Origin of the sequence: Pseudomonas sp. AOB-7 (assembly GCF_003696305.1) — a bacterium.
Classification (GTDB): domain Bacteria; phylum Pseudomonadota; class Gammaproteobacteria; order Pseudomonadales; family Pseudomonadaceae; genus Aquipseudomonas.
The window spans coordinates 77,944-92,197 of record NZ_RFFK01000011.1 but is presented as its reverse complement, the minus strand read 5'-3'; the positions used below and the strand labels follow the sequence as shown (position 1 = coordinate 92,197).

At 66.6% G+C, this 14,254-nt stretch carries 15 protein-coding genes; 10 read left to right on the top strand and 5 right to left on the bottom strand.

The window, feature by feature from the left end:
• On the bottom strand, positions 1-537 hold the full coding sequence (locus EA796_RS18560) for a DUF6160 family protein (RefSeq protein ID WP_122109682.1): 537 nt from the start codon (positions 535-537) through the stop codon (positions 1-3).
• A gap of 199 nt (positions 538-736) precedes the next feature.
• Here EA796_RS18560 and EA796_RS18555 point away from each other — a divergent pair, with 199 nt between their 5' ends.
• Complete coding sequence (locus EA796_RS18555) at positions 737-1,231, top strand: DUF523 domain-containing protein (RefSeq protein WP_122109681.1); 495 nt, start codon at positions 737-739, stop codon at positions 1,229-1,231.
• Positions 1,232-1,303: 72 nt separating this feature from the next.
• Here the strand turns inward: EA796_RS18555 and serA are convergent, their stop codons facing one another.
• Positions 1,304-2,533 carry a phosphoglycerate dehydrogenase gene (gene serA, locus EA796_RS18550; RefSeq protein WP_122109680.1) on the bottom strand — a complete coding sequence of 410 codons (1,230 nt, stop codon included), beginning with the start codon at positions 2,531-2,533 and terminating at the stop codon, positions 1,304-1,306.
• Between the two features lie 181 nt (positions 2,534-2,714).
• Here serA and EA796_RS18545 point away from each other — a divergent pair, with 181 nt between their 5' ends.
• The 5 genes from EA796_RS18545 to EA796_RS18525 all read left to right on the top strand — a co-directional run bounded on the left by EA796_RS18545 (position 2,715) and on the right by EA796_RS18525 (position 7,313).
• Positions 2,715-4,106, top strand: a complete 1,392-nt coding sequence (locus tag EA796_RS18545; RefSeq protein ID WP_122109679.1) for an FAD-binding oxidoreductase — start codon at positions 2,715-2,717, stop codon at positions 4,104-4,106.
• A gap of 112 nt (positions 4,107-4,218) precedes the next feature.
• Complete coding sequence (locus EA796_RS18540; RefSeq protein ID WP_122109678.1) at positions 4,219-4,884, top strand: fumarylacetoacetate hydrolase family protein; 666 nt, start codon at positions 4,219-4,221, stop codon at positions 4,882-4,884.
• A gap of 83 nt (positions 4,885-4,967) precedes the next feature.
• Positions 4,968-5,885 (top strand): SdiA-regulated domain-containing protein, encoded by a 918-nt coding sequence (locus EA796_RS18535; RefSeq protein ID WP_021442580.1) that lies wholly within the window; start codon positions 4,968-4,970, stop codon positions 5,883-5,885.
• Positions 5,886-5,977: 92 nt separating this feature from the next.
• Positions 5,978-6,325, top strand: a complete 348-nt coding sequence (locus EA796_RS18530) for a NirD/YgiW/YdeI family stress tolerance protein (protein ID WP_122109676.1) — start codon at positions 5,978-5,980, stop codon at positions 6,323-6,325.
• A 73-nt stretch (positions 6,326-6,398) separates the two neighbouring features.
• Positions 6,399-7,313 carry an SdiA-regulated domain-containing protein gene (locus EA796_RS18525; protein WP_122109675.1) on the top strand — a complete coding sequence of 305 codons (915 nt, stop codon included), beginning with the start codon at positions 6,399-6,401 and terminating at the stop codon, positions 7,311-7,313.
• On the opposite strand, the gene EA796_RS18520 is transcribed toward EA796_RS18525, so the two are convergent.
• Positions 7,310-7,645 carry a YegP family protein gene (locus tag EA796_RS18520; protein WP_122109674.1) on the bottom strand — a complete coding sequence of 112 codons (336 nt, stop codon included), beginning with the start codon at positions 7,643-7,645 and terminating at the stop codon, positions 7,310-7,312. The genes EA796_RS18525 and EA796_RS18520 overlap by 4 nt on opposite strands.
• 62 nt (positions 7,646-7,707) lie before the next feature.
• Positions 7,708-8,379, bottom strand: coding sequence for a ribose-5-phosphate isomerase RpiA (rpiA, locus tag EA796_RS18515; RefSeq protein ID WP_122109673.1), 672 nt, complete (start codon positions 8,377-8,379; stop codon positions 7,708-7,710).
• Between the two features lie 148 nt (positions 8,380-8,527).
• On the opposite strand from rpiA, the gene ilvA reads away from it, so the two are divergent.
• Both ilvA and EA796_RS18505 read left to right on the top strand, forming a co-directional pair.
• The gene (gene ilvA / locus EA796_RS18510; RefSeq protein WP_021442585.1) at positions 8,528-10,042 is read left to right on the top strand and encodes a threonine ammonia-lyase, biosynthetic; all 1,515 of its coding nucleotides are present in this window, start codon (positions 8,528-8,530) and stop codon (positions 10,040-10,042) included.
• Positions 10,043-10,055: 13 nt separating this feature from the next.
• Positions 10,056-10,496, top strand: a complete 441-nt coding sequence (locus tag EA796_RS18505; RefSeq protein ID WP_122109672.1) for a DUF2269 family protein — start codon at positions 10,056-10,058, stop codon at positions 10,494-10,496.
• A gap of 147 nt (positions 10,497-10,643) precedes the next feature.
• Here the strand turns inward: EA796_RS18505 and EA796_RS18500 are convergent, their stop codons facing one another.
• Positions 10,644-11,297 (bottom strand): HAD family phosphatase, encoded by a 654-nt coding sequence (locus tag EA796_RS18500; protein ID WP_122109671.1) that lies wholly within the window; start codon positions 11,295-11,297, stop codon positions 10,644-10,646.
• A gap of 143 nt (positions 11,298-11,440) precedes the next feature.
• On the opposite strand from EA796_RS18500, the gene EA796_RS18495 reads away from it, so the two are divergent.
• Positions 11,441-11,920: an RNA pyrophosphohydrolase gene (locus EA796_RS18495; RefSeq protein ID WP_122109670.1), complete on the top strand. Its 480-nt coding sequence runs from the start codon at positions 11,441-11,443 to the stop codon at positions 11,918-11,920.
• A 19-nt stretch (positions 11,921-11,939) separates the two neighbouring features.
• A complete protein-coding gene (gene ptsP, locus EA796_RS18490) occupies positions 11,940-14,219 on the top strand; it encodes a phosphoenolpyruvate--protein phosphotransferase (RefSeq protein WP_122109669.1) in 2,280 nt (759 codons plus the stop codon).
• Positions 14,220-14,254: the final 35 nt, after the last annotated feature.

The following is a 14,254-nucleotide window of genomic DNA, read 5'->3' as shown; positions in this document are numbered from 1 at the left end:
TCAGTGGCCCCAGACCTTGATGGTGCCATTGATGTCGCGGATATCGCGCAGGGCGACGTTGCCGATGCTGGTGTCGCCGATATACAGGTCGCTGGCCACGCGGGCGCGGATCACCAGCTTACCCAGCGGGCCGAGCTGCTGGTTGATCGCGGTGAGGTTGGGCAGCTTGAGTTGCAGCTGGCTCTGGCCGTTGCCGCCCTTGACCACGTCCACCTCCAGGGTCGGCACCTCGATGCCGAGGATCGGCACGCTGGCGCCCAGCTGGGCCGGGCCCAGGGCATAGCCGTCGCAATCGCTGGGCTTGAGGCAGCCGTTGTCGATCTTGACGTTGCGCAGCGACAGGCTGCCGCCGTCGTCCTGCCAGCGGAGCTCGTCGATGCGTGCCATCAGGTCGAGGCGGATGCTGATGCCGGCCTGGCCGCTGATCTGGCTCAGGCTGGCGTCTTCGAGGGCGAGCAGGGCGGCCTGCGCGGACGGGGCGAGCAGCGCCAGGCTGCACAGCAGTGGCAGGGCGAGCGGACGAAGCGGCTGGGACATGAGCGGTAACCTCCCTGGTTGGCCGCGCCAGTCTGCTGGGGCGCTGCCCGCTTGGCCATGGGGCAATGCCGCTTCCCGCCGAAGGATAGGCCGCCAGGCCCGGAAAATCGCGGCGTGCGGGCGCATTTCCGCGTGCCGGAGCGAGGGCTGACGGCGCTGTTACCGGCGGTTACTCTGGTGGCGGCAATGGAGAGAGTCGATGCAGAAGATATTGGTCAGTCGCTGCCTGCTCGGCCATCGGGTGCGTTACGACGGCGGCGCCCATGGTCCCTTCGATCAGCTGCAACGTTGGCTGGACGAGGGGCGGGTGGTGGCGCTGTGCCCGGAGGTGGCCGGCGGCCTGCCGACGCCGCGGCCGCCGGCGGAAATCCGCGGCGGTCAGGGCGCCCTGGTGCTGGACGGACAACTGCCGGTGTTGACGGTGGAGGGCGCGGACGTCACCGCCGCTTTCGTCAGTGGTGCCGAGCAGGCGCTGGCGCTGGTGCGCGAGCACGGCATCCGCCTGGCCCTGCTCAAGGCGCGCAGCCCGTCCTGCGGCAATCTGGAGAACTACGACGGCAGCTTCAGCGGCGTGCGCGTGGCGGGCGAAGGCGTGACCGCCGCCTTGTTGCGCCGCGCCGGGGTCAAGGTGTTCAACGAGGCGCAACTGGATGAGGCCGCCGCCGAGCTGGCACGGCTGGAGGCCGGCCAGTAGCCCGGATGGCATCCGGGCGACGAACGAAAAAGGGGAGGCCGAAGCCTCCCCTTTTCGCTTGCTGCCGCGGGCTTAGAACAGGACGCGGCTGCGGATGGTGCCGTTGACGTGCTGGAGTTTTTCCAGCGCCAGGTCGGAGTACTCGGCGTCGACGTCGATCACCACGTAGCCGACCTTGTCGTTGGTCTGCAGGAACTGGCCGGAGATGTTGATGCCGTTGTCGGCGAACACCTTGTTGATCTCGCTCATCACGCCCGGCACGTTGGCGTGGATGTGCAGCAGGCGGTGCTTGCCCGGGTGCGCCGGCAGGGCCACTTCGGGGAAGTTGACCGAGGACACCGAGGTACCGTTGTCGCTGTACTTGACCAGCTTCTCGGCCACTTCCAGGCCGATGTTGGCCTGCGCCTCGGCGGTGGAGCCACCGATATGCGGGGTCAGGATCACCCGATCCAGGCCGCGCAGCGGGCTTTCGAACTCCTCGTCGTTGGACTTGGGCTCGACCGGGAACACGTCGATGGCCGCGCCGATCAGGTGCTCGTCCTTGATCGCCTGGGCCAGGTGATCCAGCTCGACCACGGTGCCGCGCGCGGCATTGATCAGGATGCCGCCCTTCTTCATCGCGCGGATTTCCTTCTCGCCGATCATCCACTGGGTGGACGGCAGCTCCGGCACGTGCAGGGACACGATGTCGCACAGGCCCAGCAGCTCGTACAGGTCGCCGATCTGCGTGGCGTTGCCCAGCGGCAGCTTGGTCACGGTGTCGTAGAAGTACACCTGCATGCCCAGGGCCTCGGCCAGTACCGAGAGCTGGGTGCCGATGGAGCCGTAGCCGATGATGCCCAGCTTCTTGCCGCGGATCTCGAAGGAGTTGGCCGCCGACTTGATCCAGCCGCCGCGATGGCAGGAGGCGTTCTTCTCGGGGATGCCGCGCAGCAGCAGGATGGCCTCGGCCAGCACCAGCTCGGCCACCGAACGGGTGTTGGAGTAGGGCGCGTTGAACACGGCGATGCCGCGCTCGCGGGCAGCGTCCAGGTCGACCTGGTTGGTGCCGATGCAGAAGCAGCCGACAGCGACCAGCTTCTTGGCGCAGTCGAAGACCTCGGCGGTCAGCTGGGTGCGCGAGCGGATACCGATGAAATGGGCTTCGGCGATCTTTTCCTTGAGCTCTTCGCCCGACAGCGCGCCCTTGAGGTACTCGATGTTGGTGTAGCCGGCGGCCTTCAGGGTGTCCACGGCATTCTGGTGGACGCCTTCGAGAAGAAGGAACTTGATCTTGCTCTTGTCGAGAGAGGTCTTGCTCATCGGAGTACCTGTTGTCCCAGGGATGTTTTCAGGGAAGGGCCGAGAAACTCAGCCAGCGCCCGTAGATCGCTGCATGGCTCGATTCACGGGGTGCGTATGCTAGCATGTTCGCCTTTTTCAATGCTCGGTCGCGACCTGAATGGTTCTCAGGGCGACCATGAATCCTTTGAGAGTTCTGTAGATGACCACCTCTGCCCAGATCGAAGAGCTGAAGACCCTGGTTGAACCCGGCAAGGTGCTGACCGACGCCGATTCCCTCGAGGCCTACGGCAAGGACTGGACCAAGCATTTCGCCCCGGCGCCTTCGGCCATCGTCTTTCCCAAGAGCATCGAGCAGGTGCAGGCCATTGTGCGTTGGGCCAATGCGCACAAGATCGCCCTGGTGCCCTCGGGTGGTCGCACCGGGCTGTCGGCGGCGGCGGTGGCGGCCAACGGCGAGGTGGTGGTGGCGTTCGACTACATGAACCAGATTCTCGCCTTCAACGAGTACGACCGCACCGCGGTGTGCCAGCCGGGCGTGGTGACCAAGCAGCTGCAGCTGTTCGCCGAGGACAAGGGCCTGTACTACCCGGTGGACTTCGCCTCCTCGGGTTCCAGCCAGATTGGCGGCAATATCGGCACCAATGCCGGCGGGATCAAGGTGATTCGCTACGGAATGACCCGCAACTGGGTGGCCGGCCTGAAGGTGGTCACCGGCACCGGCGAGCTGCTGGAGCTGAACCGCGACCTGATCAAGAACGCCACCGGCTACGACCTGCGCCAGCTGTTTATCGGCGCCGAAGGGACGTTGGGCTTCGTGGTCGAGGCCACCATGCGCCTGGATCGCGCGCCGAAGAACCTCACCGCGATGGTCCTCGGCACGCCCGACTTCGACTCGATCATGCCGGTGCTGCATGCCTTCCAGGGCAAGCTGGACCTGACCGCCTTCGAGTTCTTCTCCGACAAGGCCCTGGCCAAGGTGCTCGGCCGTGGCGACGTGCCGGCCCCCTTCGAGAGCGAGTGCCCCTTCTACGCCCTGCTGGAATTCGAGGCGACCACCGAGGAGGTGGCCAACCAGGCGCTGGAAACCTTCGAGCACTGCGTCGAGCAGGGTTGGGTGGTCGACGGCGTGATGAGCCAGAGCGAGCAGCAGTTGCACAACCTGTGGAAGCTGCGCGAGTACATCTCCGAGACCATCAGCCACTGGACGCCGTACAAGAACGACATCTCGGTCACCGTCAGTCAGGTGCCGGCCTTCCTCAAGGACATCGACGCCATAGTCGAAGCCAACTACCCGGACTTCGAGGTGGTGTGGTTCGGCCATATCGGCGACGGCAACCTGCACCTGAATATCTTGAAGCCCGAGAACCTGAGCAAGGACGAGTTCTTCGCCAGGTGCGCGGTGGTCAACAAATGGGTGTTCGAGACCGTGCAGAAGTACAACGGCTCGATCAGCGCCGAGCACGGCGTGGGCATGACCAAGCGCGATTACCTGCACTACAGCCGCAGCGAGGCGGAGATCGCCTGCATGAAGGCGGTCAAGGCGGTGTTCGACCCCAACGGCATCATGAACCCCGGCAAGATCTTCGCATAACCGTAGACGCCCGCTGACCGCGGGCGTTTTCGTATCCGACCTTGCGTCGGTTAAGGTACCTGACCGGCCACAAGCCGGGATGACCACAATACGAACAACACAGGAGTCGGTGATGAGCTATCAGCACCAGTACGTCGACGGAACCACCGTCCACTTTCCCCTTGGCAAGGTCGTGTGCATCGGCCGCAACTATGCCGAGCATGCCGCCGAGCTGAACAACCCGGTGCCCAGCGAACCCTTGCTGTTCATCAAGCCGGGCTCCTGTGTGGTGCCGCTGGACGGCGGTTTCAGCATCCCCGAGGATCGCGGCGCGGTGCATTACGAGGCGGAAATCGCCGTGCTGATCGGCAAGCCGCTGTCATCGAGGCCGGATGCCGAGGAAGTGCGTGACGCCATCAGTGGCTTCGCTCCGGCCCTGGACCTGACCCTGCGCGACGTGCAGGCCAAGCTCAAGGAGAAGGGCTACCCCTGGGAAATCGCCAAGAGTTTCGACGGCGCCTGCGTGCTGGCGCGCTTCGTGCCCGGCGATGCCATCGAGGACCTGGCCGATATTGGCATTCGCCTGTCGATCAACGGCGAAACCCGCCAGGACGGCAACAGCCGCGACATGCTCAACCCCATAGTCGCGATGATCCAGCACATGGCCGGGCACTTCGCCCTGCAGCCGGGCGACGTCATCCTCACCGGCACCCCGGTGGGCGTCGGCGCGCTGCACAAGGGCGACGAGCTGGTGCTGGAGTTGGTCGGTCACAGTAGTTTCACCAGCCGCGTGCTATAAGACGCGCTCCGCCGCCCGACGGGCGGCGGAACTCCATTCGACAGCGGATGTCGGATTGCCATCAAGCAGCCGAGCCGTCGCCCATGTCCTCTCGCCGTTCCCCCGTGTTCCGTCCTCGCTACTGGCTCGCCGGCGCTGCCGCGGCAACGCTGGCGCTGGCGGTGCATGCCCTGCACTGGGACGACCGCGCGCTGCTCTGGTGGCAGGAGGGCCGCACGCCCCTGGTGGATCGCCTGGCCAGCGTCTGGCTGCCCGGCTACCGCGCGGTGATCCAGGCCAAGACGCTGGCCGGCCTGGAAGAGGACGAAACCTCCGGGCTGACCTACAACCCCGCCACTGGCACCCTGTTCACCGTCACCGGCAAGCATCCGCTGCTGGTCGAACTGTCGCGCGAGGGCGAGGTGCTGCGGCGCATCGAGCTGACCGGCTTCGCCGACCCGGAAGGGGTGGAGATGCTCGACGGCGGGCGCATGGCGATCATCGACGAGCGCCGCCGCCAGCTCACCGCCTTCACCCTCGGCGAGGACGAACTGAGTCTGGACGCCGCCGACTTCCCCGGTTTCGACCTGGGCTTCGTCGATGCCGGCAACAAGGGCTTCGAGGGCATTGCCTGGGATGCGCGCAGCCGCAGCCTGCTGCTGGGCAAGGAGCGCAGCCCGCTGGGCCTGTTCAGCCTGCCGTTCCCCGGCGAGGACGGCGCCGCCGGTGTGCTGCAGCCGCTGAGCTACAAGCACCTGGGCATGCGCGATATCTCCTCGCTGAGCATCGATGCGCGCACCGGCCATACCCTGGTGCTGTCCGACGAATCGCGCATGCTGCTGGAGCTCGACCGCGCCGGCCAGCCGGTCAGCTTCCTCAGCCTCAGCGGCGGCCGCAACGGCCTGGAGCGGGCCATCGAGCAGGCCGAAGGGGTGACCATGGACGAGCAGGGCAACATCTATATCGTCGCCGAGCCCAATCTGTTCTACGTGTTCAGCAAGTCGGCGCCGGACGCCGGCTGAGCCGTTCAGCTTGGCTTAAGCGCCGATTCAGTCTGGCTTCAGCTTGCCGCCCTAATCTGACCCCGTCACTTACGAACAACGAGGTCAACACCATGAAACGTAACGCTCTCGCTCTGCTGGTTCTGCCGCTGCTCAGCTCCGCCGCCTTCGCCACCGGCTACACCGGCCCGGGCGCCACGCCGCAGGTCACCAGCGTTTCCGCCGCGCTGCAGGCGGCCGACGACACCCAGGTGGTGCTCGAAGGTCAGATCGTCAAGCGTCTGCAGGACGAACTCTACGAATTCAAGGACGCCAGCGGCACCATCCAGGTGGAGATCGACGACGAAGACTGGCCGAACCAGACCGTCTCGGAAACCGCCAAGGTGCGCCTGACCGGCGAAGTGGACAAGGATTTCAACAGCCGCGAGATCGATGTCGACCGCGTCGAGCTGATCAACTGATCGAAGGTTTTCTGCTAACCCGCCACGGCCCGTTCCGTGGCGGGCTTTTTCGTTGTCGTCAGAGAGAGTCGTCATGCGCCGTCTGCTGAGTTTCAACCCCTGGCTCTACATCCTGTTGTTCCTGCTGCTGGTCGGCGCCGTGCTGGGCCAGCAATACCGTCTGTTCGAGCGCGCCTGGTTCGTGGTGCAGGAGTGGCGGCACGGCGGAGAGTGGCGCGAGCGCTCGCTGTGGCTGGGCGACTACCGGGTGGTGATCGACGCCAAGCCGATCGGCGACATCAGCGACGTCTCGGCGCTGACCTACGACCCGGATCGCGCCAGCCTGTTCAGCGTCACCAACAAACCGGCGCGGGTGATCGAGCTGAGCCTGGACGGGCAGCTCAAGCGCAGCATCGACCTGCAAGGCTTCGGCGACCCCGAGGCCATCGAATACGTGGCGCCGGGCACCTACGTGATCGCCGACGAGCGCGAGCAGCGTCTGGTCAAGGTGCGCATCGACGACGCCACCCGGGTGCTCGACGCCGCCGATTTTCAGCAGCTGTCGCTGGGCATTGGCGCGGGCGGCAACAAGGGCTTCGAGGGGCTGGCCTACGACGCCAAGAACCAGCGCCTGCTGGTGGCCAAGGAGCGCGACCCGGTGCGCATCTTCGAGGTGCTCGGCTTCCCCCATGTCGATGCGGGCAAGCCGCTAGCGCTGCAGGTCAACACCGACCCCAAGCGCGATGCACGGCTGTTCGTGCGCGACCTGTCGAGCCTGGATTTCGACAGCGCCACCGGCCACCTGCTGGCGCTGTCGGACGAGTCGCGCCTGGTGATCGAACTGAACGCGGCGGGCAAGCCGGTCAGCACCCTGTCGCTGCTGGCCGGCCAGCACGGCCTGCGGCGCGGTGTGCCGCAGGCCGAGGGGGTGGCCACCGACGACGCCGGCAACCTCTACCTGATCAGCGAGCCGAACCTGTTCTATCTGTTCAGGAAGGCGGCCGATTAGGCCGTCTGATCGTCCAGGGCGGCGTCCGGTGCATTCTTCTGCACCGATTCGATACCGTTCTGGCAGCTGGCGGCGCTGGCGTACATCTGGCTCTGGCCGACCACCTGGCCGTTGGTGGCCTTGAGCACGAAGTAGTGCTTGTCGTTGCTCGCGGCCTTGGTCTCGAAGGCGCCGGCGCGCTGCGCGTTCTTGCGTACCGAGTCGATGCCGTTCAGCGCCGAATCCCTGGCCTTGTACAGCTCGCTGGTGAGGATGACCTGGCCGTTGCCGGCCAGCAGGTTGAAATGGAACTGGCCGTCTTTGGCCTTCTTCAGCTCGAACTTGCCGGACATGAGGCACTCCTGGTGAGGGGGATTCGGCTTTAGCCTAGCCCCTCCTGCCTATCCGGCCAGTTTCAGCGGCTGATGCGCTTGACGCCCTCGGCAGTCCCCAGCAACAGCAGGTCGGCCGGGCGGGCGGCGAACAGGCCGTTGGTGACCACCCCGACTATGGCGTTGATGTCCGCTTCCAGCTTCACCGGGTCGACGATGCTCATGTTGTGCACGTCGAGGATGATGTTGCCGTTGTCGGTCAGCACGCCCTCGCGGTACACCGGGTCGCCGCCCAGCTTGACCAGCTCGCGCGCCACGTGGCTGCGCGCCATGGGGATCACCTCGACCGGCAGCGGGAAGGTGCCGAGCACCGGCACCAGCTTGCTGGCGTCGGCGATGCAGATGAAGGTGCGCGCTACCGCGGCGACTATCTTCTCGCGGGTCAGCGCGGCGCCGCCGCCCTTGATCAGGTGGAGGTGCTCGTCGCTCTCGTCGGCGCCGTCGACGTAGAACTCCAGTTCGCTCACCGTGTTCAGGTCGTACACCGGGATGCCGTGGCCCTTGAGCCGCGCGGCGGTGGCTTCGGAGCTGGCCACCGCGCCGTCGAATTCCATCCGGTGCTTGGCCAGGGCGTCGATGAAGAAGTTGGCGGTGGAGCCGGTGCCCACGCCGATGACGCTCTTGCTGTCGAGGCGGGGAAGAATGTGGTCGACGGCGGCCTGGGCCACGGCCTGTTTCAGCTGATCCTGGTTCATCGCGGGGGTGCGCCTGGCAAGGGAGGGAAAAGAGGCGCGAATTATAGCCGCATGGCGGGCAAAAACCCCGCACTCTCTGTGGTCGCACGGCGAAGCGCTGGGGTAGACTCGGCAGTCCCCTCCAAGCCCGACCGCCTGCGAACTCGCCATGCTCGAACAGTACGTGAAGAAGATCCTCACCTCGCGCGTCTACGACGTCGCGGTGGAAACCCCGCTGCAACCGGCCCGCCAGCTGTCTGAGCGGCTCGGTAACCAGATTCTGCTCAAGCGCGAGGATCTGCAGCCGGTGTACTCGTTCAAGATTCGCGGCGCCTACAACAAGCTGGCCCAGCTGTCGGCCGAAGAGCTGGAGCGCGGCGTGGTCACCGCCTCGGCCGGCAACCACGCCCAGGGCCTGGCCCTGGCGGCCAAGCACCTGGGGGTGAAGGCGACCATCGTCATGCCGCGCACCACGCCGGAATTGAAGGTGCAGGGTGTGCGCTCGCGCGGCGGCAAGGTGGTGCTGCACGGCGACGCCTTCCCCGAGGCGCTGGCGCATTCGCTGAAGCTGGTGGAGGAGAAGGGCTACACCTATATCCACCCCTACGACGACCCGCTGGTGATCGCCGGCCAGGGCACCGTGGCCATGGAGGTGCTGCGCCAGCACCCGGGCCAGCTGGACGCCATCTTCGTGCCGGTGGGCGGCGGCGGCCTGATCGCCGGCATCGCCGCCTACGTCAAGTACCTGCGCCCGGAGATCAAGGTGATCGGCGTCGAGCCGGACGACTCCAACTGCCTGCAGGCCGCCATGGCGGCCGGCGAACGGGTGGTGCTGCCGAGCGTCGGGCTGTTCGCCGACGGCGTGGCGGTGGCGCAGATCGGCGCGCACACCTTCGATATCTGCAAGCAATACGTCGACGAGGTGATCACCGTCAGCAGCGACGAGATCTGCGCGGCGATCAAGGACATCTACGACGACACCCGCTCGATCACCGAGCCGGCCGGCGCCCTGGCCGTGGCCGGGATCAAGAAGTACGTCGAGCGCGAGCGCGCCCAGGGCAAGGTGCTGGTGGGCATCGATTCGGGCGCCAACGTCAACTTCGACCGCCTGCGCCACGTCGCCGAGCGCGCCGAGCTGGGCGAGAAGCGCGAGGCGATCATCGCCGTGACCATCCCCGAGCAGCCGGGCAGCTTCAAGGCCTTCTGCGAAGCCATCGGCAAGCGGCAGATCACCGAGTTCAACTACCGCTACCACACCGATCGCGAGGCGCACATCTTCGTCGGCGTGCAGACCCACCCCGACAGCGACCCGCGCGCGGCGCTGGTCGAAGGCTTGCGCGCCCAGGGCTTCCCGGTGCTGGACCTGACCGACAACGAGCTGGCCAAGCTGCATATCCGCCATATGGTCGGCGGCCACGCGGCGCGGGTCAGCGACGAGATGGTGTTCCGCTTCGAGTTCCCCGAGCGGCCGGGCGCGCTGTTCAACTTCCTGCAGAAACTCGGCGGGCGCTGGAACATCTCGATGTTCCACTACCGCAACCACGGCGCCGCCGACGGCCGCGTGGTGGCCGGCCTGCAGGTGCCGGACAGCGAGCGCCACCTGGTGGCCGAGGCGCTGGACGCCATCGGCTACCCCTATTGGGACGAGAGCGACAACCCCGCCTATTCCCTGTTTCTGGGTTGATAAGGAAAGTCTGATGGAACACTACCTGCTGGTCCGCATTCTCCACGGCGCCCCGGGCATCCTGCTGCTGCTCGGCCTGATCGCTCACGCCGTGATGCTGTTCAAGGCGCAGCGCGCAGGCGATGCCGCGGTGCTGGCGCGCAAGCTGCGCGTGACCCTGCTGTACAGCCTGCCGGCCTTCGCCGTGCTGGCGCTGAGCCTGCCGCTGACCGGCTGGTGGCTGGTGGACAACGTCGGCTGGCCGCTGGGACAGACCTGGCTGCTGCTGGGCAGCATCCTCTACGCCGTGCTGATGCTGCTCGGCCTGCTGCTGGCCGGGCGTCTGGCCGCCTGGCGCGCGCTGGGCGACGCCCCGGCGCCGACCGCGCTGGGGCGCCTGTGCCTGATCTACGCGGTGCTGATCCTGGTGCTGTTGATCGCCATCATGGCCTTGATGGGCGCCAAACCGGCGTAGGCGGCGTCGCGGGCGCCGCCTCTGCATGCGCCCGGTGCGCATGGGCGTAGCCCGGGGCAATCCGGGGCATCGGTTTCCCGGATTGCACCCGGCTGAAGGACCTTACGCGCGGCGCGTAGGAGCGGCTGCAGCCGCGAAGCGCTGGATTCAACGCAGCGAAATCACCGGCCAGCCGCGCTCGACGGCGGTGGCGCGCAGCACCTCGTCCGGGTCCACCGCCACCGGCTGGCTGGCGACTTCCAGCAGCGGCAGGTCGTTGCGCGAGTCGCTGTAGAAGTAGCTGCCGTCCAGGCTGTGGCCGGTCTGCGCCAGCCACTCGTGCAGCCGCGTCACCTTGCCCTGCTGGTAGCAGGGCACGCCGGCGATCTGCCCGGTGTAACGGCCGCCTTCCATGCCGCATTCGGTGGCGATCAGCGTCTCGACGCCGAGGCGCGCGGCGATGGGCGCGGTGACGAAGCGGTTGGTGGCGGTGATGATCACCAGCTTGTCGCCGGCTTTGCGGTGTTCTTCCAGCAGCGCCTCGCCCTTGGCCAGGATGATCGGCTCGATCACTTCGGCCATGAACTCGCGGTGCCACTGCGCCAGCTGCTCCATGCCGGTGCGACCGAGAATCGCCTGGCTGAAGTTCTGGTAGGCCACCACGTCCAGCTTGCCGGCGCAGTAGTCGGCATAGAAGGCATCGTTGCGCGCCTGGTATTCGTCGGCGTCGACCAGGCCGCGCTGGCAGATGAAGTCGCCCCAGCTGTGATCGCTGTCGCCGGCGAGCAGGGTGTTGTCGAGATCGAATAGGGCCAGGCGCACCTTGAGTACCTTCGTGGGAAACCGGTTGGGCGCGCCAGAATAGCCGCTTTAGACGACCTTTCCTACCGCGCCGCAGGCCGCGTTGCCGCTGTCGCCGGCTTTGTGGAACAATGCCGGAACTTGCGCGTACGAGGTTGCTTGCCGTGATCGATTCTGATGGTTTCCGCCCGAATGTCGGCATCATCCTGACCAATGATGTCGGCCAGGTGCTCTGGGCGCGGCGCATCAACCAGGATGCCTGGCAGTTTCCCCAGGGCGGGATCAACGACCGCGAATCGCCGGAAGAGGCGCTGTACCGCGAACTCAACGAAGAAGTCGGCCTCGAGGAGCAGGATGTGAAGATCCTCGCCTGCACCCGCGGCTGGTTGCGTTATCGTCTGCCGCAGCGTCTGGTGCGCACCCACAGCCAGCCGCTGTGCATCGGCCAGAAGCAGAAGTGGTTCCTGCTGCGCCTGACCGGCGCCGAAGAGCGGGTGCGCATGGACCTGACCGGCAAGCCCGAGTTCGACGGCTGGCGCTGGGTCAGTTACTGGTATCCGCTGGGTCAGGTGGTCACATTCAAGCGCGAGGTGTACCGCCGCGCCCTCAAGGAACTCGCCCCGCGCCTGCTGGTGCGCGACTGATACGGACTAGAACCGAGCCATGCTCAATACGCTGCGCAAGATCGTCCAGGAAGTTAACGCCGCCAAGGATCTCAAGGCGGCGTTATCGATCATCGTGCAGCGGGTCAAGGAGGCCATGGGCAGCCAGGTCTGCTCGGTCTACCTGCTCGACCCGGAAACCAACCGCTTCGTGCTGATGGCCACCGAGGGCCTCAACAAGCGCTCCATCGGCAAGGTCAGCATGGCCCCCAACGAAGGTCTGGTCGGCCTGGTCGGCACCCGCGAGGAGCCGCTGAACCTGGAAAACGCCGCCGACCACCCGCGTTACCGCTACTTCGCCGAGACCGGCGAGGAGCGCTACGCCTCCTTTCTCGGCGCGCCGATCATCCACCACCGGCGGGTGATGGGCGTGCTGGTGGTGCAGCAGAAGGAGCGTCGCCAGTTCGACGAGGGCGAGGAAGCCTTCCTGGTCACCATGAGCGCCCAGCTCGCCGGGGTCATCGCCCATGCCGAGGCCACCGGCTCGATCCGCGGCCTCGGCCGCCAGGGCAAGGGCGTGCAGGAGGCCAAGTTCGTCGGCGTGCCCGGCGCCCCCGGCGCCGGCGTCGGCACCGCGGTGGTGGTGCTGCCGCCGGCCGACCTCAACGTGGTGCCGGATCGTGCGGTGGACGACATTGCCGCCGAGCTGGAGCTGTTCGACAAGGCCCTGGGCTGGGTACGCGAGGACATGCACGAGCTGTCCGCCAAGCTCGCCACCCAGCTGCGCAAGGAAGAACGCGCGCTGTTCGACGTCTACCTGATGATGCTCGACGACGCCGCCCTGGGTAACGAGGTGCGCAAGGTCATCAAGACCGGCCAGTGGGCGCAGGGCGCCCTGCGCCAGGTGGTGCTCGACCACGTGCAGCGCTTCGAGCTGATGGACGACGCCTACCTGCGCGAGCGCGCCAGCGACGTGCGCGACCTCGGCCGGCGCCTGCTCGCCTACCTGCAGGAGGAGCGCAAGAGCGCCCTGGTCTACCCGGACAACACCATCCTGGTCAGCGAGGAGCTGTCGCCGGCGATGCTCGGCGAGGTGCCGGAGGGCAAGCTGGCCGGCTTGATCTCGGTGACCGGCTCGGGCAACTCGCACGTGGCGATCTTCGCCCGCGCCATGGGCATCCCCACGGTGATGGGGGTGGTCGACCTGCCCTATTCGAAGATCGACGGCATCAAGCTGATCGTCGACGGCTACCACGGCGAGGTGTTCACCAACCCCAGCGAACTGCTGAGCAAGCAGTACGCCGAGGTGGTCGAGGAGGAGCGCCAGCTCACCGAGGGCCTCGACGCCCTGCGCGCGCTGCCCTGCGAGACCCTCGACGGTCAGCGCATGCCGCTGTGGGTCAACACCGGCTTGCTCGCCGACGTCGCCCGCGCCCAGCAGCGCGGCGCCGAGGGCGTCGGCCTGTACCGCACCGAAGTGCCGTTCATGGTCAATGAGCGCTTCCCCAGCGAGAAGGAGCAGCTGGCCACCTACCGCGAGCAGCTGCAGGCCTTCCACCCGCTGCCGGTGACCATGCGCACCCTGGATATCGGCGGCGACAAGGCGCTGTCCTACTTCCCGATCAAGGAAGAGAATCCCTTCCTCGGCTGGCGCGGCATCCGCGTCACCCTCGACCACCCGGAAATCTTCCTGGTGCAGACCCGCGCCATGCTCAAGGCCAGCGAAGGGCTGAACAACCTGCGCATCCTGCTGCCGATGATCTCCGGCACCCAGGAGCTGGAGGAAGCGCTGCACCTGATCCACCGCGCCTGGGGCGAGGTGCGCGACGAAGGCACCGACGTACCGCTGCCGCCCATCGGCGTGATGATCGAGATTCCCGCCGCGGTCTACCAGACCCGCGAGCTGGCGCGCCAGGTGGACTTCCTCTCGGTCGGCTCCAACGACCTGACCCAGTACCTGCTGGCGGTGGACCGCAACAACCCGCGGGTCGCCGACCTCTACGACTTCCTTCACCCGGCGGTGCTGCAGGCGCTGCAGAAGGTGATCCACGATGCCCATGCCGAAGGCAAGCCGGTGAGCATCTGCGGCGAGATGGCCGGCGACCCGGCCGCTGCCGTGCTGCTGCTGGCGATGGGTTTCGACTCGCTGTCGATGAACGCCACCAACCTGCCCAAGGTCAAGTGGCTGCTGCGCCAGATCACCCTGAGCAAGGCCAGGGAGCTGCTCGGCCAGGTGATGACCATGGACAACCCGCACCTGATCTACAGCACCCTGCACCTGGCCCTGCGCAACCTCGGCCTGGGCCGGGTGATCAACCCCGCGTCGAATATCCAGGCCTGAACCGGCGTGCCTGCCTCGTAGCCCGGATGACATCC